Source organism: Vaccinium witches'-broom phytoplasma str. VAC, from assembly GCF_000309405.1.
In the GTDB taxonomy this organism is placed as follows: Bacteria; Bacillota_I; Bacilli_A; order Acholeplasmatales; family Acholeplasmataceae; genus Phytoplasma.
Genome location: NZ_AKIN01000124.1, coordinates 1 through 244, shown reverse-complemented (window position 1 = coordinate 244; position 244 = coordinate 1). Strand labels below are relative to the sequence as shown.

Annotated in this window: 1 pseudogene; it reads right to left on the bottom strand. The window is 33.6% G+C overall.

Annotated elements, in window-relative coordinates:
* Positions 1-13 precede the first annotated feature (13 nt).
* Positions 14-244, bottom strand: a pseudogene (locus tag RI68_RS02185) (ATP-dependent Zn protease); the annotation flags it as partial.

Sequence of the window (244 nt, the reverse complement as noted above, 5' to 3'; positions counted from 1 at the left end):
TATTCGATAGCGTTTAAAAGGTGTCATCTTGTGAGATTATCATTTTGTAAGCTTGTTTTAAGTCTTCTTTATTGATTTCATTTCTTCTAGTTTCGCCTTGACCTCGGTTTTTAGCGAAGATAATGACTGCTTGCTTTAAGAGGTTTTCTAGAGTACGATTGGCTTTTTTGAATGATTGGTCATGTGGCAATTTCTCTAAAGATTCGTTAATTACTTCGTATAAATATTGTTTGGCTTCTTCGCT